The organism is Propionispira raffinosivorans DSM 20765, assembly GCF_000381065.1.
Classification (GTDB): Bacteria; Bacillota; Negativicutes; order Selenomonadales; family Selenomonadaceae; genus Propionispira; species Propionispira raffinosivorans.
Genome location: NZ_KB905843.1, coordinates 20,558 through 46,867 on the forward strand (window position 1 = coordinate 20,558; position 26,310 = coordinate 46,867).

Here is a 26,310-nt window from a genome sequence, read left to right on the forward strand (position 1 = left end):
TTTTATTGGTTAAGCGCGGCGCAAAACTTTGCCGGGGCATCTTTTTTCATAAATTCCTTGCTGTAAAACGAGTTCACCATTTATAAAAACAGCCTGAATTCCATCTGGATACTGAATTGGTTCAATGAAGGTCCCCCGATCCAGTATGACGTCTGGATCAAAAATGACAAGATCAGCAAAGTTACCAATTTGAATCATGCCTCTGTCTTTAAAACCAAATACCGCAGCTGGTTTTCCCGTCATTTTATAAATTGCGGACTCCAAAGTCAGTGCTTTTTCTTCCCGCACATATTTACCCAAAACTCGTGGAAATGAACCATAAACCCGAGGATGCGGTTTCCCGCCCAAAAGACCATCCGTGCAAACATTTTGTTCTGGTCGGCACATAAATCGAATGACATGTTCTTCTATACCATAAAAATCAACCATGCCAACGGCATTTTCCTCTTCATACAATAAATCAAAAACCGCCTCATAGGTATCTTTCTGACGAATTTGACCAATTTCCACTAAGTTTTTACCAATAATATCCATGTTTTTCTCTGATTTGACACTCGTTACAAAAATCTGGTCCAACCCGGCAAAATCAACAAAATTATCCCAGCCATACAAACCATGTTCCATATCGTAAATCATTTTTTGCCGAAGGTCTGCATCTTCTAATCGCTTCAACAGCTGATCTGTACCACCGTCATGGGCCCACGGTGGCAGGATAACACCAAGCATGGTGCTACCGGCAACATATGGATATTGATCAAAAGATACTCGTAGACCTTCCGCTTTGGCCTTATCTAAAAGGGCAATCACCGATTCGATAAAGCGCCAGTTTTTGCGACCGCACACTTTAAAATGGGAAAAGTGAAGTTTGACGCCCGATTGACGGCCAATTTCCAGGATCTCTTCCATCGATTCTAAAATAGTATCCGCTTCACTGCGCTGATGAACAACAAAAACGCCATCGTACTTTGCTACTACTTTACACAAAGCGACAATTTCGGAAAGCCCCGAATAGGCACACGGCATATAAATAAGTCCAGTTGACAAGCCATAGGCACCGGCCTGCATTTCACGATTAGTTATGTCACACATTTTTTGCAGTTCCTGCGCTGTCGGAGGGCGATTCGTAAGCCCCATCGCTTCCATGCGGACATTCCCATGTGGTACTAAATAAGCTTCATTAAGTCCAACACCTTGTTTTTCCAAAAGTTTCAAATATCCGTCTGTCGTCTCGTAAGACCAATCAATCGTATCACTGTCACCATCGAGCCCTGCCAGATTTTTTCGCCAAGGTGAGATGTACTGAGCAGGCAAGGGAGCCATTGAAATACCATCTTGTCCCAACAACTCCGTTGTAACTCCCTGCCGAATTTTCGGTTCAATATAAGGGCTGACCAATACCTGCAAATCAGAATGACTATGTGTATCAATAAATCCTGGCGCAACAATTTTACCTCGGACATCGAATATTTGATCAACATCCGCTACATCAATAGCATCAATAGCACCAATAGCTGCAATTCGTTCATTTTCGATAAGCAGGTCCCCCGCAAAACGTTCTTTGCCTGTGCCATCGATAATCTGTCCATTTTTTATCAGGTATTTCATTGGATTCACCCCACTTTACAGACTGCAGTCAATATACCATAATACCCTGCCATAGCTTTTTCAAGCTGATCTACTTCAATATATTCATCAATTGTATGTGCTAAATTTTCCCGTGATGGACCAAACCCGATTGTTTGAATACCAGCTTCCCCCGCATAATGGCTGCCATTGGTACAAAATGAATATTGGGTAATTTCCGGTTTCAAACCAGCCTTGCACAATCCAGTAAAAGCTGCCTGAACAAATTCATCCTGTTCATCATACAGCCACCCCGGAAAAAAGCGTTCGCCAGCGATATGATTTCCCGTATAACATTTTTCTTCGCCCTGGGAAAAATAGGCCTTGGCTTTCAGCTTTGGATCTTCCCTCTGGCACGTATCAATGAGTTCTAAAATCGGCGCCAAAACAGCTTCTTTGCTTTCACCCACTAATAAACGGCGGTCATACGTTGCACGGCATAAATCAGGCACTACCGACGCGCCCGGATAAGGTGAAGATTTTATATCCGTCAACTCCAATATTCCCTGTCCCAAGACTGGATGTTTAGTCATGGGCAAATTACAGATTTTAGCAATGAGATTTGCCATTTTATAAACCGCATTAATACCCATCTGCGGATTTGCTGAATGAGCGGATTTGCCTTCCGTTTCAATAACAATTTCAGCTCGGCCGCGCTGTCCGCGTTTTAAATTGAGTTCAGATGCTTCGCCAATGACCACATAATCCGGTTTTACCCTTTTACTAATAGCCCTAGCAGCAATTCCTTCGAAGCATTCTTCATGGACAACACCAGCAACATAAATATCTCCGGCAAAATCATGTTGACAATCTTTGGCAAAATAATGTACCGCCAAAATCATGGCACTAACTGCACCTTTCATATCAGAAGCGCCGCGTCCATATATCCGGCCCGCTTCGACTTCTCCGGCAAACGGATCATGCTGCCATTTAGCAGGATCAGGGACTGGCACCGTATCAATATGTCCATCGAGTAAAATCGATTTCCCTGGTCTTTTCCCTTTCATATGGCCAATAATATTTCCATATTCATCTACAATAATCTCATCGTAACCCAGTGTTTCAAATGTTTTTTTAATTTTATCCGCCACTAAATTCTCTGATCCAGAATAGCTTTTCTGCTGAATCAAGCCTTGACACAAACGCATCACTTCTTCCGTTCTCGCCTTTACTAGCATAGATTTTCGCCCCTTTTCATCTGTTTTTATTTATAAACTCTCATTTGCATATAAACCATCCCAAACAATTTTCCTATATGCATCTGGATCAGTATCTCCTTCCGTGCTAATCAAAAGAACTTGTGAGGTTTCATCGAGTCCCAGCTGTGCTTTTGCCGTTTGCAGTTTTGGATCTGTCAGCAGCAAGCAAAGCAGTCCCATGGTTACAGCCCCAGACTCACCTGATATAATACGACTGTCATCGCCGCTTGGGTTGCCTAAGACACGCATTCCATGCGCCGTAACTTCATCTGGGCAAGAAAAAAACAGCTCTCCATTGTCACGCAAAATGCTCCAGCCGGTCTCATTGGGCTGACCACAGGCTAATCCAGCCATAATAGTTGCCATATCCCCCGTTACAATTCGTGCGGATTCATCCGCTGCCAGTGCTGATTTATAAATACATGCTGCTAAATCCGGTTCAACCACACTGATTTTGGGTTTATTCTGCCCAAAATAATCACTAAAGTAACCAGCAATCGCTCCCGCAAAAGAACCAACACCAGCCTGTAAAAAAATATGTGTTGGTTTCGCTGCTTTATACTGCTGCAGCTGTTCCAGAGCTTCCGCGGCAATCGTACCATAGCCCTGCATAATCCATTCGGGAATATCCTTATAACCTTCCCAATCCGTATCTTGAATAATGACCCAGCCAAATTCATCAGCCTTTGCCGCTGCCAGACGTACGGCATCATCATAATTTAAATCGGTAATGGAGGCTGTTGCACCTTCCGCCTGAATATTTTTCAAACGTATGTCGGATGATCCTTTCGGCATGTAAATAACGGCTTTTTGCTGCAGCTGCCTTGCCGCCCAGGCCACGCCGCGCCCATGATTGCCATCTGTTGCCGTAACAAAGGTTATTTCTCCTAACCGTTTTTTTATAGCTGGCGAACGCAATAAAGCAAAATCTAAATCCTGAATATCCATATCCAGACGTTTCGCCAAATATTTTGCAATCGCAAAAGAAGCTCCCAGCACTTTAAACGCATTCAGCCCAAAACGATAGGATTCGTCTTTGACAAAAATCCCGCCCAATCCTAATTTATTGGCTAAATTCGACAAATTCCGTAAAGGTGTCGGTTGATATTCAGGAAAACTCGCATGAAAGTTCTGCACGGTTTTCACTGTCGCCGCACTTAAAAAAGCCGTTGATACCCCTTGCTGTTTTTTCATCGAATTTGCCGTCCATAAAATTTCTTTCATTATCCCAGCTCCTCAGCCCAAATTTTTTTGATCTATATAATGAATGCATTAAAGAAATTGCAGTAGTCTATTAGGCTGCCAGGAATGGGGTATAGGGCATCGTTTGCTTCCTGCGTAACGCCACTCAACCCTATACCCCATTCCTGACGATTGCCATATAAAATATTTAATGCAACTTAATATATATAAAACAAACTACGATTTACCTTGTTCGTTGTCGTTTAATATACTTTCCTTGTGGTTCTTCCACGGCAATACCATCAGCAACAATCTTTTGTCCCCGCAAAAATACATAGCGTGGAGCCCCTTTTTGTCTAAAACCTTCATAAAGATTGTAATCCACATTCTGTTGTTGCTTATCGGCTGTAATAATTGACCGTACCGCAGGGTCCCATACGACGATATCCGCATCGCTCCCCACAGCAATCGTCCCTTTTTGCGGAAAGAGTCCAAATAATTTTGCCGCATTCGTCGACGTAACCGCCACAAACTGATTCAACGTCAAATGTCCCGCCACTACTCCATATGTATATAAAAGGCCAAATCTATTTTCTATGCCAGGTCCACCATTGGGTATCTGGGAAAAATCCTGACGACCCAATTCTTTTTGCCCGGCAAAATTAAAGGAGCAGTGATCGGAACCAACCGTGGCGAGCAGAGAATGTTTTAAGCCATTCCAAAGAAAATCCTGATTGTTTTTTTGGCGAAGCGGCGGAGACATCACATATTTTGCCGCGAAAAAACCAGGCTGTTCATACGCTGATTCATCCAGTAATAAATACTGCGGACAGGTTTCGCCATAGATAGCTAGCCCGTGACTTTTTGCGGCGACAATTTCCTGTAAAGCCGCATGCGAACTTACATGAACTACATACAGAGGTGATCCGGCAAACTCAGCCAAGGCAATCGCTCGAGCCGTCGCTTCTTTTTCCACAAAAACCGGGCGCGTCTTGGCATGGTATTTGGGCTCAGTCTGCCCCTTTGCCTGTGCCTTTTTAACAAAAGAATCAATCAGATCACCATTTTCACAATGCACACACACTAAGAAACCAGCTTTTTTACTAATTTCCAGAACTTCAAGCAGTGCTGCATCATCTACTTGCATCGTGTTTTTATAAGCTAGATACAGCTTAACGGATGTTACACCTTCAGACGCGGCAATAGACGCTAACTCGACTTTTACCGATGTGGTAAGATCACAAACAGCCAAATGGAAGCCATAATCGATAAAGCTTTTTCCGTTTGCCTTTTGATGCCAGACTTGGATTGCCTCTTGTAAACTCTTGCCTTTATCTTGCGTAGCAAAATCAAGAATGGTCGTTGTCCCGCCCACTGCAGCAGCTTTCGTACCGGTAAAAAAATCATCGGCCGTTCTTGTCGCTCCAACTGCTAAGTCCAAATGCGTATGCGGATCAATGCCGCCGGGGAAAAGATAACAGCCGTCTACCGCGATTCTTTCATCGCCCGCTTGCGCGGGAAAAAAACCAATTGCATTGATTTTTCCATTTTCGAAACGTATATCGGCCTGATATGTTTCCAGTGCCGTAACGATTGTGCCGCCCGTCAGTATCTTTGCCATAGCCAAGCCCCCATTTATTTTCTTATTTAAAAGCTCAATGCATTTTGCCGGCAGCGGCTAATACATAAACCACAACCAAAACATTTATCCGCCGCGATGTTTAATTTCGTATCACGCGAAATAGCATCATAAACACAGCTCACCATACAAAGGCCACACAGCGTACATTTATCCATATCAATAGTTGGTATCGCCACCGTAGCTGCTTTTTGCTGCTCGGCGACTTTTCGTTGTGTCAAACCTTGTATTTCAGCTAATGAAGCGTACCCATGCTGCTCCAAAAAAGCATCTAATTCTTTGACAATTTTCCCATAAATGGTTGGACCCTTTAAAATGGCTTCCGTGCAAACCTGCACAGCAGCAGCTCCAGCCATAAACATTTCTGCCACATCGCGGCCACATGTAACCCCACCTACACCAATAATGGGAATTTTTACAACCTGTGCTGCATCATAAATACAGCGCAGAGCCAATGGTTTAATCGCCGCACCAGACAACCAGCCATAGCCGTTTGCACTCCCCATTAAAGGAAGTCCTGTTTCCAAATCAATTCCCATACAAGGACCAAATGAATTAATCATAACCAGTCCATCGGCTCCTGCCGCTTCAACCGCTTGCGCTATTTCCTGGATATTAGGATGTGGACTCATCTTCATGAACACCGGTACATCCACTGCTTTCTTAGCCGCTTTTAATGCATTGATGATGGGAGAAATATCATTACCAACATAATGCGTCGAAAGCTCCAAAGCATCCGCATAAGGTGCCACCAACGGTGCCAGAATTTCAATCTGTTCAGCTGTATAACCAAGTCCAATAATCAGCGGCAGTCCTGTATCTTTTGCCAGTTTATATTCTTCTGCCAGCCATTGTTCTTTCGGCAGTTCCGACCATAATTCTGTATTTAAAAAGCCTCCTTTGACCTCTGCCATACAAGGTCTTGGAACATCAGCCGGTTCAACCGAAATAGTTTTGGTTACGATAGCTCCCGCTCCACCACGCGCTGCCGCCTGACACATAAGTCCATCCCGTACCGGTGGTCCGGCAGCCGGCATAACTGGATTGCTAAACTCCATACCACAAATTTTTATTTTTAAATCAGCCATCTAAAAAGCCTCCATCACTTTACATACTTCTGCAGCTTTCTACAGATTCATTTCGTTATTTTTTGATTGATTCCTGTTCTATATAAGTTGCATTAAATATTTAGGCACGTCTATTTAATACACCATTTAAAACAATTGCCGTTACACTACCAACTGTAATCCCGCTATTAAAAATAATTTGCAAGGAACCCGGAAATTGCTGATAAAAGTTTGGTACCGCTAATGGAATCAAACCAACGGCAATGCTGATTGCTACCACCATAAGATTATGATTATCATCAAAGCCTACTTTGGAAAGTGTTTTTATACCGCTGGCCATAACCATTCCGAACATTGCAATCCCGGCACCACCCAAGACAGGTGCCGGAATGGAAGCAACAATCGCCGCCGCTTTTGGAAAAAGGCCAAGAACAACCAAGATGATACCTGCTGCAGCTACAACATACCGACTTCTAACCCGTGTCAAACCAACAAGTCCAACATTTTGTGCATAAGCCGAATAAGGAAAGGCGTTTAGTAACCCGCCCAGTAACGTAGAAAAGCCATCCGCTTTCAAACCGCGTGTCAACATATCCTGCTTGATTGGTTTATCAACGATTTCCCCAACTGCAATAAAATCCCCTGTCGTTTCGGTCATAACAACCAGCATAACAACCGTCATCGCTAAAATAGAAGGCAAATCAAACACCGGCAAACCAAAAGCAAATGGTGTTGTAATTCCCACCCAGGCAGCATTTGAAATGCCGGAAAAGTTAACCAGTCCAAAAGGAATTGCTATAAGTGTACCTGCCGCAAGTCCCAGCAATACAGCAATATTGCTTAAAAATCCGGTAAAATAGCGATAGAAAAAGATAACTAAAACCAGCACCAGAAATGCTAATCCCAAAAAGTGCAGATTACCAAAATCTTTGGCACCGGGGGATCCTCCACCAGCCCAGCGCACAGCAACCGGTAAAAGCGAAACACCGATAATGGTAATAATTGAACCTGTTACAACTGGCGGGAAAAAGCGAATCAGACGACTAAAATAAGGACTGACAAAATACACAATAATCCCTGCTACCATAACCGAGCCGTAAATACCGGTTAGACCATGTTCTTTCCCAATCAATATCATCGGTGTCACCGCCGCAAAGGTTACCCCTTGAATAATCGGCAGCTTGATGCCCATGTTCCAAAACCCCAGTGTCTGGATTAACGTTGCCAAACCACACGTAAATAAATCAGCATTGATCAAATAAATTAATTGATCCTTTTCCAGTCCCAATGCATTTGCTAAAATCAGCGGAACGGCAACCGCACCAGCATACATAGCTAAAACATGCTGTAATCCATATAAAAACATTTGATTTAACGGTAATTTTTCATCAACAGGATGATTCTGTTTTAATACATTCATGATCTTACCCTCCATTTATCGACTGCATACACACAGTCCAAGCTCTCCAGTCGCTGCAAACAAAGAAAGCGCTTTCTTGCTTGCATAAAAAAGGCGCTCTAAAAAAGAAAATTTCTTTTTTAGAGCGCCTTCGCTCATCGTTTAACATTTATCTGTCAACGATATATTTTTTATTGTATGAAACATATATTATCTCATTTTGAGACAAGTGTCTACTATATTTTTTCTAAAACTTAATTTTTTTTAAATAAGTTCATATTCTTTAATTTTGCGATACAATGTAGCTCGACTGATGCCAAGCATTTTAGCGGCCTTTTCTTTGCGACGAACCTGCCCTTCGACTTCACCAAGTGCTTTAACAATTGCATCTTTTTCCAAACTGCCTAAATTAAGCGGTAACAGAGCTGTTTGTCCAGCAGCAGAGTTTGGTAAATTGTTTATGATGAGTTCTGCCATCTTGACAATAAACTGCAGCATCCATTCTTTATTTTCTAATAAACGTTTCGCCTGAACCGGATCAAAACTAACTAAGCCAATGACGCCAATTGGGCGATCATTACTTAAAATAGGCGTTGCCAATTCTGCATATTCAAAACACTGACCACACTGTGGGCATGGCCAGCAAAGTTCATGCTGACCGGGATTTTCAATAAGAACCATTTCCCCCGTGGCCAAAACATGCTGATAAACAAAACTTGCTTGCATAACCTGCCCACAATTTTCTTTATATTGTCCAGTTCCAGCAACTCGCACCAAATTTTCATCAGCTATTTCCACTTCGATTTTTAAAACATCTGCAATAGCTTCGGCTGTTTTTTGTACTGTCTGTTGAATGTGCTCCAATGGGCTCATATCATCCACCTCAAATCCGTTTCCACATTTTTGCTGCCAGTTCTCTGGCTTTGGCTTTTATCTTCGCTTCATCAAGTTCTGTCAGCTGCCCTTCTTTTAACAAAAATTGTCCATTAACCATAGTCGAATCAACCGCACGCCCTGACATCCCAAATAAAATATGGCTGTCAATATTATCAGTTGTCATCGGTGTCGGCGGATCGTAATCAATCACAACAAGATCGGCCAGTGCCCCAGCTTCCAAACTCCCGATTTTCTTACGAAAAGTCATCGTTGCAATCTGGCTATTCGCCGTAAACAACATATGGGAAACTTCCCTGCTGCCAATACTAGGATTCGCTTGTTGGTGCTTATGGATCAGGTTTGCCGCTTTTAAAGATTCAAACATATCGGTCGTATAGCCATCGGTTCCCAAACCAACGCGAATTCCTTGCTGCACCATAGCAAGAACCGGCGCGCAGCCTACAGCATTGCCCATATTCGATTCAGGATTATGAACAACGTTCGTCTGACTTTTTGCCAAAAGATCCATGTCCGTTTTATTAACATGAACACAATGCGCCGCAATCGTCTTCGGTCCAAGTACCGCAAAATCCGCAAATCGCTGAATCAGCCGTTTGCCAAAAGTCTGCTCGGCATGCATGGCATCAGCCAGACCTTCCGCTGCATGTACATGAAAGCCAGTTTCTAAACCAGCCACTGCATTGGCACATTTAAGCAAAGTATCATCACTTAATGTAAAGGATGCATGCAGCCCAAACAATCCTTGCACCATAGAATCATCATTTTCTTGACAAGCCTTAATAAATTGTCTGTTTTCCTCAATTCCCTGATTGCACACTGACACGCCATCCCGATCGGATACTTCATAACAAAGACAGGCTCTGATTCCAGCCAGTTTCGCCGCTTCTGCCAAACGAAACAAACTCTCCGGCACAGCCCCGGGACTGGCATGATGATCAAAAATTGTCGTCGTGCCGCTTTTGATCAAATCAACCAAAATGGCTAAGGCACTATAATAAACATCTTCCAGTGTCAGCATTTTATCCAGTTTCCACCAAAGGCCTTCCAATATTTCCAAAAAATTTTGCGGTGATGCTGTTTGTAGAGTCATCCCCCGCGCAAATGTGCTATATAAATGCATATGGGTATTGATCAGCCCCGGCATAATCACCTTTCCCTGTACATCCATAAAATCAATATCCTGATAGGTTGCTTTCATAGCCAAAGTGGGTCCTATATCCATAATGATATTATCTTTAATCAGAACACAACCATTTTCTAAGTATGGCTGCTGACTATTCCGGGTAATAACCCGACCATTACCAATTAACAGCATAATGTTCAACTCCTTGAATTTTCTATTGATTACAGAAAAAAGGCTCTAAAACAAAATCATCGTTTTAGAGCGTCATTGCCTATAAATACTATAATAGAACTGATATAAATTCATCATATCTCAAAACGAGACAATTGTCTACCGAAAATGAAATTCACGTATAATAAAGCAACACGTTCTACTTTGTTTATATAGAACGCATTAAACATTTTATATGGCAATCGTCAAAAGGGGGTATAGGGTTGAGTGGCATTACGTAGGAAGCAAACGATGCCCTCCTATACCCCCTTCCTGGCAGACTGATAGACTGGATGGAATTTCTTTAATGCGTTATATATAGCACAAATTTTCAATTTGTTTTATGGATCATCTACTATTTATTCAGACGTGGATTGTTTGCATGTCCAATCAAGAAGTTTCTGATAATCGTCCGGTGTATCAATATCCATGCCGCAAGCCTGGTCGGTGACAGGAACATATTGTGTCTGCTGTACATACTGCTCCAAAACCACTCGCAGCCCGCCATTCTCCTTACATGTAAGAATGGCTTTAAAACAAGCTTTACCCACCAAAACCGGATGCTTTTTTCGTCCCAGCAACGTGGGAAATACTACCGCCGCCCCCGTCTTTTCCATGCATACCCAAACTTTAACAAAGGTCTCTACCGCAATCGCCGGCATATCCGCTGGCATAAAATAAACTGCATTCGCTTTTTTGATTTGCCCCAGCCCTAGCTGTATCGATTCGAGCATATCTCCTTTTGCATAATTGGGATTAAAAACAATTTTCACATGCTGCATCGACTGAATTACCGCTTCAATCTCCTGCCCGCGATGACCGACAACAACAATAATTTCTTCAACCCCGGCATTTTGCATATTTTCAATCGCCGCTTGAATGATTGTTGTATTGCGATAAGGCAGCAATGGTTTAAAGTCTCCCATCCGACTAGACATTCCAGCCGCAACTAGAATTCCGCCTTTTATCATGGATTGTTTTGGCATTGGCTCACCCCTTCTTATATATAATAATTACAGCTAGACTATCAGTCTGTCAGATCCAAGTCAAGAACTGATTTTGGCTCATGTATACAATATTTCATATTGACAATTGCCGTTATTCTTGTTATATTTATCAGAAATTCATATATTGTTCATGATAATACAAAGGCGTATTTCATAAAAGGAATCTTTTATGAAATGCGCCTTTTTTGTATTCTTGTATAAGTTCATAAATAAGGTATGGGCGTTTCTACCAGACAACCTTAAATTGTCATAGGCTACAAGAAGCATGAAATTATTTTACTTTACTATATCAACTGCAATATTATAGTAAGGTCTAATATTTTTTTGCTTTTTGCAGCCTATTTTGTTTAGCCAAACAAAATCAAAGGCGAAAAATCCGATAAATAAGGAGGTTTCACTTTTCGTTTTAGCAATGTTTAGAAGAAAAAACAACAGTATAAGGAGTGTTCTTATGACCACAAATGAAACGACCGAAAATCAAGATATTTTAGAAAAATTATTTAAAATCAAAGCAAAAGGAACTACGATAAAAACAGAACTGCTCGCAGGACTGACGACCTTTGTTGCCTTAGCCTATATCATGTTTGTCAATCCAAATATCTTAGCCGATGCCGGCATTCCCAAAGAAGCCGCTATCGCTTCAACGATCTGGGCCACCGCACTCGCCACCAGCCTCATGGCTTTGTGGGCGAATTATCCAATTGCTTTAGCCCCAGGCATGGGCTTAAATGCTTTTTTTGCTTATTATGTTGTTGGTGTTTTACATCTTTCTTGGCAAGTCGCATTAGGTGCCGTATTTTTCTCAGGAATTTTATTTTTAATTTTAACACTGGGTGGCATTCGCCAAGCTATTATTCGTTCCGTGCCGATGAATTTAAAATGTTCTATCGGTGTTGGCATTGGACTTTTCATTGCCTTTATCGGCCTGAAAGGTGCCGGTATTATTGCTGCTGACAAAGCAACATTCGTCAGTCTGGGTCATTTGCTCGATCCTAAAACTTTACTCGCCTGCTTTGGTCTGATTCTCACCGCAGCGTTAATGGCTCGTAAAATAAAAGGCTCGATTATTATGGGTATCTTAGCAACCACTCTTTTAAGTATGATCTGCGGTGTATCGCCGACACCACAATCATTGAATGATATCATCAGCTTCAATCTGCCAAGCATGGGTGAAACATTTCTGCAATTAGACATTGCCGGTGCCTGGAATTATGGTATCTTCTCGATCATCTTTACCTTCACGATTGTTGAATTATTTGATAATATGGGAACTTTAATCGGTTTAACCCGCAAAGCCAACTTAGTCAATAAAGATGGCGAGATCGAAAATCTTGATAAAGCTTTAACAACCGATGCGGTTGGTACGTTAGGCAGTGCGTTATTTGGTACATCAACGGTCACATCTTATATCGAAAGTGCTGCCGGCATTGCCGAAGGCGGAAAAACAGGCTTAACTGCACTAACCGTTGCCGTGTTATTCCTTATCTCTTTATTTTTTGCCCCGCTGATTGGTTTAGTTCCGGGTTTTGCAACAGCACCAGCATTGATTTTAGTAGGTGCTCTAATGATGTCTGATATCAGTCAGGTTGATTTCACCGACTTCACGGAAGGGTTCCCCGCATTCATGACAATTATCATGATGCCATTGACTTCCAGCATCGCCAATGGTTTTGCCTTTGGTTTTATCAGCTATACGTTTATTAAATTTTTCGCCGGCAAAGGCAAAGACGTGAGCTGGATTATGTGCTTAGTCAGTTTGGCTTTTTTAATTAATTTCTATATGCGCCTGCAATAAAAGGCTCATAGCGAAGGAGCGAATCATGCCATGAATAACACCAATATCGGTATTCGCGTAAGCAAAGTCGACAATCAAGAAAAAACAAGTGGATCCGCAAAATATATTGCCGATTTAAAATTTGATAATATGCTCTATGGAAAAACCATTCGTTCTACCAAAGCACGGGCTAAAATACAAGCCATTCACTATCCAGTCTTACCAAAAGAGTATTTTATTATTGATCACAACGACGTTCCCGGGCAAAACCGCGTAAAGTTCCTCGTTAACGATCAACCCTTTTTAGCCGAAACGATGGTGAATTATATTGGTGAGCCAATTGTCTTAATCGTGGGTCCGAATCGGCAAAAGCTCAAAGAGCTGGCAAATAAAATCACGATTGAATACCAGCCACTGACAGCGGCACTCACCTATGAAGAATCCTTGCGTTGTGCCGGGGGTGCGATTTTTGGCAAAGACAATAAATTCGCTTCTTATGCCTATGAAAAAGGTGATGTTGCACTGGCTTTTAGCCAAGCAAATAGCATTGAAACCGATGAATATACCACTGGTTATCAAAAACACGCCTATTTAGAAAACCAAGGAATGATTGCTGTTCCTGAAGCCGATGACAAAGTAACGGTCTATGGTTCTATGCAATGTCCTTATTATATCAAACGCGCTTTAGAACAGGCGCTTGCTCTGCCCGAGGAAAAGGTGCGCATTGTCCAGACGACAACCGGCGGCGCATTTGGCGGTAAAGAAGATTATCCATCGATTTTGGCAGGTCATGCCGCCATTGCCGCAAAAAAAGTTGGACGACCTGTTGCTATTTTATATGACCGGCTGGAAGACATGGCTTCGACAACCCGCCGTCATCCGGCACAAATTACTTTTCAAACCGCTTTGGATGAATCCGGTAAAATTATCGGCATGAAAATCGATGTCATTCTTGACGGCGGAGCCTATGCCGGAATATCCGATGTTGTGCTCCAGCGAAGCCTTTTTAACATCACAGGTGTCTATCACATTCAAAATCTAGAAGTACATGGCTGCGTTGTCGCCACCAATACAATTCCCAACGGAGCTTTTCGCGGCTTCGGTGCACCACAAGCTTTTTTCGCCATGGAAATGCACATGGAAATGCTGGCAAGAAAGCTGCAAAAAAATCCTTTAGACTATAAAAAACTCCATATGGTAAAGCAAGGAGACACAACAGCTACCAGTGGGCTCTTTCTCGACAAAGTACCTTTACCAGAAATGCTTGCGACCATCGAAAAAATGTCCGATTATACAAAAAAATACGAACTCTATCAAAAAAATGGAAATCACCACGGCATTGGTATTTCACTCTTTCTCCATGGCTGCGGTTTCACTGGCAGTGGTGAACGTGATATTATCAAAGCAAAAATAAAATTACGGCGCCAAGCCAATTCCCAGCAAGTGGAAATTCTTGCGGCCAATGTCGATATGGGACAAGGTTTGAAAACAACCTTCAAAAAAATTGTTGCTGCTGCTTTGGTCATACCAATGACCGACATCATCTTTAACAATCCTGACACCGACCACGTTCCTGACTCGGGTCCAACCGTTGCATCACGTTCTATTATGATTGTAGGAAAACTCTTAGAAGATGCGGCCCGAAAGTTGAAAGCACGCTGGCAGGAAAAAGGTGCGATTGAAATCACCCAAGCCTACAAGCAGCCAGAGCGAATGCATTGGGACAGCGAAAAATCACGCGGGGATGCGTATCCGGCCTATGCCTGGGGAATCAATGTTGTCGAAACAACCGTAGACCCTTTGACACTCCAAGTCGATGTTAATGGTGTCTGGACTATATTTGATATTGGACAGGCAATTGATGAACAAATTATTCAGGGTCAAATCGAAGGCGGTGTCCTGCAAGGCTTAGGTTATGCAAGCATGGAAGTAATGACGAATGACCAAAACGGAAAAATAATGCAAGACAGCCTAACGAATTATACAATCCCCACGATGGTTGACTTTGGCAAAGTTCATCACAAACTTTTCACGACCTATTATGATAATGGTCCTTTCGGTGCAAAAGGTGCCGGAGAACTGACACTGATTGGTGCAGCTCCCGCCTATGCTGCTGCCGTAGCACAAGCCTTGAAAATCCATATAGATCGCCTGCCCGTAACACCGGAATATCTCTTGGAGGTCCTGCAAAATGAAAACCATTTCCTTTACGTTAAATAACCAGCCGGTAGCCATTCAGACCAATCTGCAAAAAAGACTTGTGGATGTTCTAAGAGAAGATTTCGCCCTAACTGGTGTCAAGGAAGGCTGCGGTGAAGGTGAATGCGGAGCTTGTGCCGTCCTCGCTAACCATAAGCTTATCAACAGCTGTATCACGCCGATTGGCAGTGTCGAACAACTGGATATCATGTCAATTGAAGGGTTTAAAGATACGGAACGCTATCACATTTTAGCGGCTGCCTTTGCGGAGGCTGGTGCTGTACAATGCGGATTTTGTACCCCGGGTATGCTGCTGGCTGCCGAAGCCTTATTACATGTGAATGCTTCGCCAAATGAAACAGAAATACGACAGGCACTCTCGGGAAATCTCTGTCGCTGTACCGGTTATAGTATGATTATCGATGCGGTAAAAATCGCGGCAAAAAATGGAGACGGCTTATGGTAAAAACATATCTGCCACATACCTGGCAAGAAGCTCTATTTATCCGGAACAACGACGACACAACGCTCCTCGCTGGCGGAACGGACCTCATGGTCAAATACCATGGCAGTCCCGGTATAATCGGCAATTTTCCGAAACCATTATTATTGCTGAGTCAGATAAGCAGCCTGAAAACAATTAACGTTGAAACAGACTCGATCACGATCGGCAGCAATGTCACCTTAAACGAAGCGGCGACGATCAGCACCCTGCCGCTCATCCTAAAACAAGCGCTTAGAGAAATGGCTTCACCCGCGATTCGAAATGCAGGTACTTTAATTGGTAATATCTGTAATGCTTCGCCTGCCGGAGATACATTACCACCACTTTATGTTTTAGATGCTCAGCTTACGATTGAAAGTCTGAACGGTACTCGGCAGATTGCCCTGGCAGATTTTATTCAAGGACCGGGGAAAATCGACTTAAAAACAAACGAAATTGTTCGCTGCCTGACAATTCCTCGACAAAATAATACAATCTGTTTTTATAAAAAGGTAGGTATGCGCAAAGCCGCGGCAATTTCGAAACTTTCCTTTGCCGCTATCGCGCAAAAAACAGATCAAAAAATCACCTATATAGCCGCGGCCCTTGGCGCCGTTGGTCCTACAATCATCCGATCAAAAGAAGCCGAAAATTTGCTTACAGGCAAAACCGAAATCTTGACAGATACTTGGGAAACTATGCATACTATATATAATTCTCTGCTTTGCCCTATCGATGATAAACGCTCCAGTGCAATCTATCGAAAAACGATTGCTTTAAATCTGCTGACTTATTTTTATAAAGAGTATATTTGGCAATAAACTTATAAAGCGAGGTCTATTATGGGAAAAAAATATATTTTAATTTTAAAAGGTACCATTTTATTCACGCCGACCGCTGGCAAATTCGAAATTCACCCCGATAGTTATTTGATTTCACAAGGTGGTGTTATCTGTGGTATCTACAAAGATTTACCCGAAGAATATAAAGACCTAATGGTCGAAGATTATGGCAGCTCCTTAATCATTCCCGGTTTTGTCGATCTGCATACCCATGCCCCACAGTTTAACCAAATCGGCTTAGGGCTTGATTATAAACTATTGGATTGGTTAAACCATTACACTTTTCAAGAAGAAAATAAATTCAGGCAAGTAGAATATGCCCAAAAAGTCTATGAAAAATTTGCCAATACACTGGTAAGCAGCGGCACAACAAGATCGGCTATTTTTGCAACCATCCATCCTCAAAGCTGTCAAATCTTATTTGAAATTCTCAAAAAAAAGGGACTGGGTGCCTATTTGGGCAAAGTGAATATGGACACAAAATGTCCGGATTTCATCAAAGAAAATACCCAGCAATCCTTGGCTAATACAGAAGAACTTATTCTTGCCTGGTCTGACAGTGAACTGGTAAAGCCAATCATCACGCCACGGTTTGCCCCGACTAGTACCCGCAAACTACTAGAAGGTCTCGGTAAATTAGCACTCAAATATAATCTACCAGTTCAATCCCATTTAGCCGAAAATCCTGGTGAAATCGAATGGGTTCAGGCATTATTTCCTGAACATGATGCTTATTATAAGGTTTATGACCATTACAATTTATTTGGTCAAACACCAACCTTAATGGCGCATTGTATCCATTTAACCGATGATGAAATCGACATTCTAGCAAAAAAGAAAGTCATTCCCGTCCATTGCCCTGATTCCAATTTAAATCTCACCAGCGGTATTATGCCCGCTCGCAAAATGCTAAAAGCTGGTGTTAATATTGGTTTAGGCAGTGATATAGGTGCCGGGCATTCCTTATTTATGCCACAGACAATCGTTCGAGCAATTCAACTTTCGAAAATTTATTCGCTCCAGCATGAGGAAGATGCACCACTTACACTGCCAGAAGCTTTTTATATGGCGACAAAAGGCGGTGGCAGTTTCTTTGGCAAGGTAGGCAGTTTTGAACCAGGTTATGCTGCCGATGCTCTCGTTATAAAAAATGAAAATCAGCTGTCTGAATTGTCTCCCCTTGAAGAAATCCAACACTTCATCTACACTGGCAATGCCCAAAACATCGCCGCTCGCTATGCGGCAGGGAAAAAATTATAAATTCTTGTTCCCAAAATTAAATAAAACGGACCGATCAAAGGGTAACCTTTGATCGGTCCGTTTTATTTAATGTGCCTCAACCCGAATAAATTCACGACCTTTGTCCGTGATTCTAGTTCCACCGCGGCCCTGCTTCATTAAAATCAAATTCTTGAGTTCCATATTTTTCAATATAGTTCGCACACTTTGTTCTGTCGAAAAAATACCTTGCTGCAAAAGCTGTTCCGCTATTTTCTTACGACCAATATAGGATTGGTTTTCATACGCATCTTCCAAAATTCGTAAAATAGCTTTAATTTCCGTCAGATCACCCCATGCAGAAACATCGGCTTGCACCTGCATTCTCTCTTTTTCCCCGTAATTTAAAATATGTGCTGGGAGACTTTGCAGCGAAAAAGAATCTGATAAACTAGTCATCGAGTAGAGACAATTTTTTAATTCCCTAATATTCCCCGGCCAATTATAAGACAAAAGCCGTTGCATAATATTTTGCGGTATATCACTTTTTATATAATTTTCTTGCAGAAAAGATTGAACCAAAAATGGAATATCATCCTTGCGTGACCGCAGCGGTTCAACCTTGATATTGATGACATTTAAACGAAAATACAAATCCATTCTGAATTTTTTCTTATTCATGCGCTTATACAAATCCTGATTCGTTGCCGTAATAATTCGAACATCAATGGGAATGATCTTCGTCCCGCCCACCCGAATTAGCTCCCGCTCTTGCAGAACTCTGAGCAGTTTAGCTTGGGTTTTTTGCGAAATTTCCGCTATTTCATCCAAAAATATGGTTCCTTGATTGGCCGTTTCAAACAGTCCCTGCCGACCATTTTTATTCGCACCGGTAAAAGCACCTTCCTCATAACCAAACAATTCACTTTCCAGTAAAGACCCGCTCAATGCCGCACAATTAAAAGCAACAAATGGCCCCTGACTGCGCTTGGAATAATTATGGATGGACTGGGCAAAAAGTTCTTTGCCCACACCACTTTCGCCTTCAATCAAAATATCGTGTTCGGTACTCGCTGCTTTTTGGGCTAGCTCAATTGTTTTTTTCAGCGCACTATTATTACCTAAAATATCAGAAAAATTATATTTTGCGGTATACCCCTTCGCCGCACTGCTGCGCTGTATTTTAAAATTATCTTTATTTTCTTTAGCTGATTTTTGCAGCGTTAAAATTCCACCAACGGTTTCGCCTTTACTTAACAAGACATTTTTATTTACAATATAAGCATGTCCATACAAAATAAATACTTCATCCGTTAAGCGCTCTGCCCGCACAATCGACGAATCCGCTATATCATAAAATAAAGCATCCAAGGTTTGATTTAAACGAATTGATATTTTATGGGCAAAAAAATCAAATGCTTTTTGATTATACATTGTGATTTGATTCGTCGTATCAAAGGTTATAACTCCATACGTAATCATATTAACAAGTTGCTCAAAATTTTCTTTTGTATCATAAAATTGCTTAAACATGGTGACAAAGCCCGGACTGAGTGGAATCATTTCATTCATATGTTGAAATAAAACATGTTTTGTTTCAACATTGACTAAATTCAATTTATTCAACATATCAAAAATAGTCGAAACATCAACCAAGCGAGACCCAATATCCGTAATGTATTGGATACTCTCGGGAACCAGATCAACCTCATTTGGGGTGATCGCATATTCAATGCCCTCATAATTATTGACCGTATGATCATAAGGAATAAACTCGAATTGATATAAGCCCAATTCATATAAAACAGCAATTGTCTGAACTGACATTTCCCAATATGTATTTACTACTAAAACTTTCGTTCCCGCAGGTATTTTATTAATTTTTTCCCAAGCATTTTTTGATACAGTCCGCCGTACAACAATAATTTCCGTGGAAGGCATAAGGTATTGCTTAACGAGTCCCACCACCTCATTAGAAGGTGTTAAGGCCAAATCACAGTTAATATAGGAATGAATACCTTCCTCTAGCGAATAACTGGTAAAATCTATATACTCCCCCAAAAGTGCTTGGAGTTGATAAACAAAATGGAATCTTTTACAACGTAAAATAACTGCCACACGTGGTTTCATTTTAGTGCTCCTTTAATTGGTTTAAATGGTTGAATGGTTTTATAAGTTTACACCATTTAATTATAGCATACAATAAAGTCCTCCACAAAAAAGCTTTTATCTTTTATATTTTTAGCAAATACCCTAAATACAGCACAAAATTTATGCACAAATACAATATTTTAACAGATATTAATCTTGGCATGAAATTTGCATATATTATAAAGCAAAGGATAAGGAGCACTATATGCAAGATGAATCTTTTGAATCCACTTAACTGAAACGAGGTAACGTAATGACAAAATCATTTACACTGGCAGAATATTTACAAGATCTAGAGTTTCTTGTCAATATCGACAGTGGTAGTTATACACCAGCCGGAACAAAAAAAGTCATGGAATTTTTCCAAGAAAAATTTAACCTATTAGGCTGGAACACTAAAATACACAAAACATCGGATAAAGTTGGTCCGTGCTTACAAATCAGCAATTGTCCGGACGAAGGATATGATGTCCTGCTGCTCGGCCACATGGATACCGTTTTTCCTGAAGGCACTGCCGCTAAGCGACCTTATGCTATTGATAAAAAGGCAAAAGTCACCGGTGCCGGCGTAAGCGACATGAAAGGCTGTCTGTTAATGACCTATTTTGCGTTAAAGGAACTTGATCAAAGCAAAAAACTCGCAGGAAAAAGAATTTGTTTTTTATTAAACAGCGATGAAGAAATAGGTTCCCTATATTCCCGCACCTTAATTGAAACATTGGCAAAAAAATCAAGTTACGCCCTCATCGTTGAAGCAGCTCGTCCAACTGGCGATATGGTCAACAGCCGCAGTGGTATTGCCTCCTGTGACTTAACAGCTACCGGAATCGCCGCTCATGCCGGCGTAAATCCACAAGATGGCAGCAGCGCCATTAACGAACTTGCCGCGTGGATTTTAAAGCTTCACGCACTAAGCAATTATGAAGTGGGCACCTCCATCAACGTCGGTATTATTAAAGGCGGCAGTGCTCGCAATGTAGTAGCTGAACAAGCGCAGGCGCAAGTCGATATTCGCTTCAAACAACATAGTGAATTCGAACGAATCAGCACCGCTTTGCATGAACTTGAACAGCAATCCTTCACGGCCGGCGGAGCCAAAATAACCTGTAACACCATTCTCAATCGTCCTCCGATGAATCCAAGTCCACAAACGCTAAAACTATGCAAAAATATTTCCGATTTAGGAAAATCGCTTGGAATTGATTTCAACTGGGTGACAACAGGCGGTGGCAGTGATGGTAATTACTGTGCCGCGCTTGGCATCCCTACAGTCGATGGTCTCGGACCTGTCGGCGGCGGCGGTCACAGCGTCCACGAATGGCTCGATGCCAACTCCGTTAAGCCTCGTCTCAATTTATTGATAAAAACGATTGAGTTCATTACGAATAGCCCAGTCAAATAAACAGACTACAAATAGCAAAACTTCAAGCTGCTATTTTATAGTATAAAAAAATAAATTTACGCGTCACTTAAGAAAGGAGCTTTTATCATGCCAGAAAAAAATACAATTGATTCTCTAACCGATGAAAAAAAAGCACTATTAGCGGGAAAAATAAATGTTCCCATCAGCGGTTATATTGCTTTGATCGTAGCCATTATTTTCTTTTCCGGACTATTGATGAATATCGCCGGCATGAAATGGATCAGTGCCTTTGATTTCACATCCTTAATTGGAGCTTTTGGAACGATGAAAGAACCCGCAAAAAACAGTTTTGTCGGTGACGGTGGTTACAGTGCCAGAGCAGGCTTCTTGTTTGCTTTGTCATTGATTCCTACAACCATGCTAGCCTTAGGTTTTTTAGAAATCTTAACCTCCTACGGTGCCATGAAAGCAGGACAACGTCTATTATCCCCAATTTTAAAACCACTATTAGGTATTCCCGGTTTTACTGGTTTAACCTTAATTACAGATTTACAAAGTACCGATGCCGGAGCAGCTTTAACCAAAGAATTATATGATGACGAATTAATCACCAAGAAAGAACTTATCATTATGGGTTCTTGGCAATTTTCTGGTGCTGGAGCCATCAATAATTATTTTTCTATCGGCTCTGCGCTTTTCGCTTTTTTAACAGTTCCATTAATCGTGCCATTATTTATCATTATCATAATGAAATTCGTTGGTGCTTTTTTTATCCGAATTTTATTAAATACTGTATATAAGGAGGATTTCAAACATGAATAAAAATCCTTTCGATACTTTTGTTATCGGTGCCAGAAAAGGCTTCCAAATTGGCATCAACAACTTACTGCCAAACGTTTTAATGGCCTATACTATTTCTGAAATCTTAAAATTATTAGGCGTAATGGAATTCATCGGCAAAGTATTTGGTCCGTTCATGGGAATTTTCGGACTCCCCGGTGAAGCAATCACCGTACTCTTAACAGCTTGGCTCTCTTCCTCAGCCGGTGCGGGAATTGCCGTAAATCTTTACGCTTCGGGTGGCATCAGCAATACGCAAGCCACAATATTACTGCCGGCTATTTTTCTCATGGGCGCACAGCTGCAATACATGGGACGTTTACTCGGTGTAGCAGATGTACCAAAAAAATATTGGCCTGCATTATTTGTAACCAGCATTGTAAATTCGCTGATTGCTATGTTTATTTTAAAAATTTTCGCCTAAAAAAACGACTATTCATAGCCGTTCATAGAGAGGATCTTATGTATGTCGTCTGTTTTTGATTTTTACAAATATCTACACACCATCCCGGAACTCGGTCATCAGGAATTCAAAACAGCTGCATTTTTAGCTGACCGACTCGAAAAATATGGCTTTCAAGTCACCCGAAATGTCGGTGGCAGCACCGGAATTGTCGGAATATACGACAGTAAACAGCCCGGTCCAACTTTAGCATTGCGTGCCGACATGGATGCATTAGGTTCCATGGTTGATGGCGTAGTAGCTGCTAACCATACCTGTGGACACGATGCCCATTCTTCGATGGTTTTAGCTGCCGCAAAAGAACTGCTCGAAACCAACGCAATCCAAAAAGGTAAATTAAAAATTTTATTTCAACCCGCCGAAGAAATTGGTACTGGCGCTTTATCCATGATCAAAGCCGGTGTCATTGATGATGTGGATATCATCTTAGGTCAGCATGTACGGCCTTATCAAGAAACGCCAATGGGCAAAGCGGCTGGTGCTGTATATTATTCTGCATCAACACGCATTATCGCAAAAATCACGGGGTTAACGGCTCACGGAGCGCGTCCACACCTTGGCATCAACGCCATTGATGCGGCAACTGCTGCGATTACCGCAGTCAATGCTATCCACCTTGACCCTGCTTTATCTTATAGTGCCAAAGCAACACGCTTCATTTGTGACACCAGCGTAACCAACGTCATCCCAGACGAAGCAACTGTTACCTGGGATGTACGCGCTGAAAAAAATTCAACCATGAAGCATTTATGTGAATTCGTTGAAAAAGCAATTCTCGCCGGAGCCGCAACGGTTGGCGCTACAGCCTCCGTTGCTATCGTAAATCCTATTCCGGCTGCAGAATTCGATCAAACGATTATTGATGTTTTGAAAAAGTCAATTATTGCCATCCTCGGTGAAAATGGTCTCCAACCAGATATTTTTACCCCTGGCGGTGAAGATTTTAACTTTTTTAAACAATATAAACCCACTATTCAGGCAGGTTTCATCGGGCTTGGCTGTGATCTTAAGCCAGGCCTGCATCATCCGGCAATGCATTTTAATCGAGATGCATTGCCAACCGGCGTAGCAATTTTGGTCCACGCCACGAAACAAATCCTTGGATAAAAATCCTCAATAAACAAACTATCAGACAGCACGACCGCTAGGTGAAATTTCTCCCAACCAAGATTTTCATCACTAGCAAAAAAACGCCCCGAATTAGTTAGTCTAATCCGGGGCGTTTTTTATTATTTTATTAGGACAACAAAAATGCCCGATAACCTTTTGTTGCTTCGTATACGTCGGCTTTACTCACAACTTCCCATGGTGCGTGCATATTAAGCACGGCCACACCGCAATCGATTACCTGCATCCCGTAAAGTGACAATATATAAGCGATCGTACCACCACCACCAAAATCAACTTTTCCAAGTTCAGCTGTCTGATAGGCAACATTCTGTTCGTCCAAAATCTGTCTCAATTGTCCAATATATTCTGCATTGGCATCATTTGAACCGGATTTCCCTCTTGATCCCGTAAATTTGTTTAATACCAGCCCTTTGGCAAAATAAGCCGCATTTTTCTTCTCAAAAGCGGAAGCAAAGACTGGGTCAAATGCCGCACTGACATCCGAGGATAACATTCTTGAATTAGCCAGTGTCCGTCGAAGGATAAGATCTGAATTTATACCCATTGCATTTAATATTTCCGCCACTGTATTTTCAAAGAATTTTGATTGCATACTCGTTGCCCCAACACTGCCGATCTCTTCTTTATCAACCAGAATCGTACACGCCGTTCTACCTACGTGCTGAAACTCCAGCATTGCTGCCAGCGAAGTATAGGCACAAACCCTATCATCATGACCATATGCCATAATCATACTCTTATCCAGCCCGGCTTCTCTTGCCTTGCCAGCTGGAACAATTTCTAATTCTGCCGAAATAAAATCTTCCTCGTCGATATCATACGTATCCTGTAAAAATTTTAATATGTGTTTTTTCACAGCATCTTTTTCTTCCTTTTGTAATGGTTTATTGCCAATAATTACATTCAGGTCTTCACCCTCAATGAACTTATTTGCCTTTTTTTCCATCTGTTCTTGTGATAAATGAACCAGTAAATCCGAAATAAACATAACCGGGTCCATATCTGCTTCACCAATTACCAATTCAAGAACCGTTCCATCTTTTTTCACCACAACACCATGAATCGCCAGTGGAATCGTAACCCATTGATATTTTTTTATTCCACCATAATAATGGGTATCAAGATAAGCTAGTTCGGTGTCTTCATATAAAGGATTCTGTTTAACATCGAGTCTTGGTGAATCTATGTGGGCGCCTAGAATATTCAGGCCTTCTTCGATTGGATTTTCGCCAATCAAAAACAAAATAATTGCCTTTTTCATATTCGTGGCATAAACTTTGTCACCAGCTTTTAATTTTGTTTTATTTTTTATAATATCAGCAAGATTTTTATAACCGTTTTTTTCTGCCATATCCACCGAAATTTTCACACATTCTCGTTCTGTCTTACCACTATTGAGAAATTGTATATACTCCTTATTGACCAACTCTACTTTTTGCAATTCTGTTTCATCATATTTTAGCCAAATATTTTTTCGTTCCATACGAACACCTGCTTTTCTTATTATTTTCTCATCCATCAGCGAAATACTCTCCATAACCAGCTCTAAGATCGTCCGCCGATATTTTATAACAGCAGACAAGTTCTTTTTCTTAGCCAAAAACCGTTCCAGTAATTCATCATATACTGGTTTGCCATCAAGCGCATCCATAACAACATATGCTAACATGAAATCATTTTTTCTTTTTTATAGCAAAATAAATACAAAAAAGACCTCACACGCAAGCCTATGAAGCCTAATAATTCACTACTGCGTTTTCTTCACCATTTCAAAGATAAATACTAACCTTAGTATACCATAGTTAGAGCCGTCGACAAACACGCCGACGGCTCTATTTTTTCTGCATCTGTAATATCTATAGTGCTGCATTCTGCAAAATAAACAGCTTTTAAAACGCTATATCTTTTGGTATCTTCCCTTTGATTGGACTTTTTACACGAACAATTTATACAGCGCAATCATTTCATTGATATGGCTCAGAATAATCTTGGTGCAATTATACTTTTCTTACGGGTTCAATATAAGTATCATTATCACAAGCATCAAAAAAGCAAGTGCATCAACAGTTGTCCTGTGGATTATCTGCATTTTCGTCATTCTACGACCTCCGCAATTTCCATGCAGTTTTCACTTTTATTTGTTCGATTTTGACCTCAGACAATTTCTTTTTCGCAGCTACGTATTTTTCAAACTCCGAAATATTCATCCAACTGTCTTTCAACGGATAAGCATAATAAAAAGCATACCCACGAACACTCCCAAATTCATCTTTATATGCAACGGTAATGTGTTTCAATCTATAAATTTCAAAATACGATGCTACGATTATTACGATCGGTATTAATACAATCCAAATATTCATTACATTACCCCCTAGTATTTGTTTTTACTGCTTTTAATTTTAATACTTATATTGCTTATTAAGTAACATTCTTTATTTTTATCATTTTCCCTTTTTAATATATATTTTATTTATTATTGTCTATCTACGCTGACAA

21 protein-coding genes and 1 riboswitch are annotated in these 26,310 nt (G+C 41.3%); of the genes, 9 read left to right on the forward strand and 12 right to left on the reverse strand.

Annotation, left to right across the window (positions count from 1 at the left end; all coding sequences use genetic code 11):
* Positions 1 to 9: 9 nt before the first annotated feature.
* The 9 genes from F606_RS0105080 to F606_RS0105120 all read right to left on the reverse strand — a co-directional run bounded on the left by F606_RS0105080 (position 10) and on the right by F606_RS0105120 (position 11,325).
* On the reverse strand, positions 10 to 1,605 hold the full coding sequence (locus F606_RS0105080) for an N-acyl-D-amino-acid deacylase family protein (protein WP_019552797.1): 1,596 nt from the start codon (positions 1,603 to 1,605) through the stop codon (positions 10 to 12).
* A gap of 5 nt (positions 1,606 to 1,610) precedes the next feature.
* Entirely contained in the window at positions 1,611 to 2,801 is a 1,191-nt protein-coding gene (locus F606_RS0105085; RefSeq protein WP_019552798.1) for a YgeY family selenium metabolism-linked hydrolase, read from the reverse strand.
* 30 nt (positions 2,802 to 2,831) lie between these two features.
* Complete coding sequence (dpaL, locus tag F606_RS0105090) at positions 2,832 to 4,046, reverse strand: diaminopropionate ammonia-lyase (RefSeq protein WP_019552799.1); 1,215 nt, start codon at positions 4,044 to 4,046, stop codon at positions 2,832 to 2,834.
* Between the two features lie 202 nt (positions 4,047 to 4,248).
* Entirely contained in the window at positions 4,249 to 5,625 is a 1,377-nt protein-coding gene (gene hydA, locus F606_RS0105095; protein WP_019552800.1) for a dihydropyrimidinase, read from the reverse strand.
* Positions 5,626 to 5,651: 26 nt separating this feature from the next.
* Positions 5,652 to 6,731, reverse strand: coding sequence for a 4Fe-4S binding protein (locus tag F606_RS0105100; RefSeq protein WP_019552801.1), 1,080 nt, complete (start codon positions 6,729 to 6,731; stop codon positions 5,652 to 5,654).
* 100 nt (positions 6,732 to 6,831) lie between these two features.
* Complete coding sequence (locus F606_RS0105105) at positions 6,832 to 8,130, reverse strand: nucleobase:cation symporter-2 family protein (protein ID WP_019552802.1); 1,299 nt, start codon at positions 8,128 to 8,130, stop codon at positions 6,832 to 6,834.
* 243 nt (positions 8,131 to 8,373) lie between these two features.
* Complete coding sequence (locus tag F606_RS0105110; RefSeq protein WP_019552803.1) at positions 8,374 to 8,982, reverse strand: helix-turn-helix domain-containing protein; 609 nt, start codon at positions 8,980 to 8,982, stop codon at positions 8,374 to 8,376.
* Between the two features lie 10 nt (positions 8,983 to 8,992).
* Positions 8,993 to 10,321, reverse strand: a complete 1,329-nt coding sequence (gene ssnA / locus F606_RS0105115) for a putative aminohydrolase SsnA (protein WP_019552804.1) — start codon at positions 10,319 to 10,321, stop codon at positions 8,993 to 8,995.
* A gap of 377 nt (positions 10,322 to 10,698) precedes the next feature.
* Positions 10,699 to 11,325 (reverse strand): nucleotidyltransferase family protein, encoded by a 627-nt coding sequence (locus tag F606_RS0105120; protein ID WP_019552805.1) that lies wholly within the window; start codon positions 11,323 to 11,325, stop codon positions 10,699 to 10,701.
* 194 nt (positions 11,326 to 11,519) lie between these two features.
* Positions 11,520 to 11,623, forward strand: a riboswitch (purine riboswitch).
* Positions 11,624 to 11,797: 174 nt separating this feature from the next.
* Between F606_RS0105120 and F606_RS0105125 the strand changes: the two genes are divergently transcribed.
* The 5 genes from F606_RS0105125 to guaD are packed head-to-tail and all read left to right on the forward strand — an operon-like array spanning position 11,798 to position 17,905.
* A complete protein-coding gene (locus F606_RS0105125; RefSeq protein WP_019552806.1) occupies positions 11,798 to 13,141 on the forward strand; it encodes an NCS2 family permease in 1,344 nt (447 codons plus the stop codon).
* A gap of 30 nt (positions 13,142 to 13,171) precedes the next feature.
* Positions 13,172 to 15,340 carry a xanthine dehydrogenase family protein molybdopterin-binding subunit gene (locus tag F606_RS0105130; protein ID WP_019552807.1) on the forward strand — a complete coding sequence of 723 codons (2,169 nt, stop codon included), beginning with the start codon at positions 13,172 to 13,174 and terminating at the stop codon, positions 15,338 to 15,340.
* Entirely contained in the window at positions 15,312 to 15,785 is a 474-nt protein-coding gene (locus tag F606_RS0105135) for a (2Fe-2S)-binding protein (protein WP_019552808.1), read from the forward strand. Before F606_RS0105130 ends, F606_RS0105135 begins: the two co-directional genes overlap by 29 nt.
* Entirely contained in the window at positions 15,779 to 16,624 is an 846-nt protein-coding gene (locus F606_RS0105140) for an FAD binding domain-containing protein (RefSeq protein ID WP_019552809.1), read from the forward strand. Before F606_RS0105135 ends, F606_RS0105140 begins: the two co-directional genes overlap by 7 nt.
* 21 nt (positions 16,625 to 16,645) lie before the next feature.
* Positions 16,646 to 17,905 carry a guanine deaminase gene (gene guaD, locus F606_RS0105145; protein WP_019552810.1) on the forward strand — a complete coding sequence of 420 codons (1,260 nt, stop codon included), beginning with the start codon at positions 16,646 to 16,648 and terminating at the stop codon, positions 17,903 to 17,905.
* Positions 17,906 to 17,971: 66 nt separating this feature from the next.
* Here the strand turns inward: guaD and F606_RS0105150 are convergent, their stop codons facing one another.
* Entirely contained in the window at positions 17,972 to 19,993 is a 2,022-nt protein-coding gene (locus F606_RS0105150) for a sigma-54 interaction domain-containing protein (RefSeq protein ID WP_019552811.1), read from the reverse strand.
* 274 nt (positions 19,994 to 20,267) lie between these two features.
* On the opposite strand from F606_RS0105150, the gene F606_RS0105155 reads away from it, so the two are divergent.
* From F606_RS0105155 to F606_RS0105170, 4 genes are all read left to right on the forward strand, one after another.
* A complete protein-coding gene (locus F606_RS0105155; protein ID WP_019552812.1) occupies positions 20,268 to 21,416 on the forward strand; it encodes a M20 family metallopeptidase in 1,149 nt (382 codons plus the stop codon).
* A gap of 87 nt (positions 21,417 to 21,503) precedes the next feature.
* Positions 21,504 to 22,199 carry a nucleoside recognition domain-containing protein gene (locus tag F606_RS0105160; protein WP_019552813.1) on the forward strand — a complete coding sequence of 232 codons (696 nt, stop codon included), beginning with the start codon at positions 21,504 to 21,506 and terminating at the stop codon, positions 22,197 to 22,199.
* A complete protein-coding gene (locus F606_RS0105165; protein WP_019552814.1) occupies positions 22,192 to 22,641 on the forward strand; it encodes a YjiG family protein in 450 nt (149 codons plus the stop codon). The genes F606_RS0105160 and F606_RS0105165 overlap by 8 nt, the downstream gene beginning before the upstream one ends.
* 42 nt (positions 22,642 to 22,683) lie before the next feature.
* Entirely contained in the window at positions 22,684 to 23,787 is a 1,104-nt protein-coding gene (locus F606_RS0105170; RefSeq protein ID WP_019552815.1) for an amidohydrolase, read from the forward strand.
* A 130-nt stretch (positions 23,788 to 23,917) separates the two neighbouring features.
* On the opposite strand, the gene F606_RS0105175 is transcribed toward F606_RS0105170, so the two are convergent.
* Complete coding sequence (locus F606_RS0105175; RefSeq protein ID WP_407635972.1) at positions 23,918 to 25,348, reverse strand: aminopeptidase; 1,431 nt, start codon at positions 25,346 to 25,348, stop codon at positions 23,918 to 23,920.
* A 562-nt stretch (positions 25,349 to 25,910) separates the two neighbouring features.
* A complete protein-coding gene (locus F606_RS0105185) occupies positions 25,911 to 26,174 on the reverse strand; it encodes a hypothetical protein (protein WP_019552818.1) in 264 nt (87 codons plus the stop codon).
* Between the last annotated feature and the right edge of the window lie 136 nt (positions 26,175 to 26,310).